This window comes from Streptomyces sp. WELS2, from assembly GCF_013870595.1.
Taxonomy (GTDB): Bacteria; Actinomycetota; Actinomycetes; order Streptomycetales; family Streptomycetaceae; genus Streptomyces.
This window is the reverse complement of the sequence record NZ_JACBWZ010001372.1, coordinates 1-1,003: the sequence shown is the minus strand read 5'-3', so window position 1 is coordinate 1,003 and position 1,003 is coordinate 1. Positions and strand designations below refer to the sequence as shown.

Annotated in this window: 1 protein-coding gene; it reads right to left on the bottom strand. The window is 71.1% G+C overall.

What is annotated here, in order from left to right; genetic code table 11:
* Positions 1 to 103: 103 nt before the first annotated feature.
* Positions 104 to 643, bottom strand: coding sequence for a SigE family RNA polymerase sigma factor (locus tag H5J33_RS36445; protein ID WP_181798949.1), 540 nt, complete (start codon positions 641 to 643; stop codon positions 104 to 106).
* Between the last annotated feature and the right edge of the window lie 360 nt (positions 644 to 1,003).

The following is a 1,003-nucleotide window of genomic DNA, read 5'->3' as shown; positions in this document are numbered from 1 at the left end:
CGCCTGCCGCATGCGGCGAGGAAAAGGGCGAGGGCGGCGAGCGCGGCACCCACCGCGATCACCGCCTGTGAACTCCCTCGGACCCCGTCGGGTCCGGCCCCGGTCAGGCCGCGCAACGCTCCCGCTCCTCACGCTCCAGCGCGCGTGCGTCCAGATCGCGGGCCTCCAGCTCCTCCCGGAGCCGGGCGAGCGCCCGGTGCAGCGTGCTCTTGACCGTACCGGCCGACATGCCGAGGGCCGCGGCCGTCTCCTCTGTGGACATCTGCTCCCAGTGTCGCAGCACCACGACACTGCGCTGCTTCGGTGCGAGCACCTTCAAGACGTCCATCAGCAGGGCCCGGTCGGCGTGCTGCTCGGTCGAGTCGTCCACGCAGGCGTCCGGCAGCTGCTCGGTCGGCACCTCTTCCAGCTTGCGCGCCCGCCACCACTCGGTCCGCGTGTTGATCATGACCCGGCGCAGATAGGCGTCGGCGAGCCGCTTGTCGGCTATGCCCTCCCAGCGGCCGTACGTGCGCACCAGCGCGGTCTGCAGCAGGTCCTGGGCGTCGACCGGGTCCGGGACCAGCCGGCGTGCGCTGCGCAGCAGCGCGTCCTGCCGGGTGCGGACGTACTCCTCGAATTCGAGCACCTCGCCCTGCGCCATGATCAACCGCCTCCGTTCCCCGTCGCGCCTCCGGCTCGTGCCGGAAGTCCCGCTCTTCGCGCGCCCGGTGGTCCGCCGGGCACGGAGAAGAAGCTACGGAGCGGTTGTCACGGGGCTGTGCGGACCAGCCTGCGGCCGTCAATCGGCTATCCGTCGGTTGTGTAACGGAAGCCGCGACGGGGAAGAGTGAGCGGGAGTTACGTCCGATTATGGGCTGCTTTGCCGCATTGGGTTCTTCGTAACGGACGCCGTGGGACTGTGACCTGGCTGAGCGTCAGCCCAGCGGCAGCCGGTACAGACCGCCGGGCAGCGGCTCCACCAGACCGTCCGCGACCAGCCCGTCCAGCGCGCGGGCCCGCT

Coding starts and splice junctions, on each gene's coding strand:
- H5J33_RS36445 (WP_181798949.1), bottom strand. CDS start 643: ATGGCGCAGGGCGAGGTGCTCGAATTCGAGGAGTACGTCCGCACCCGG.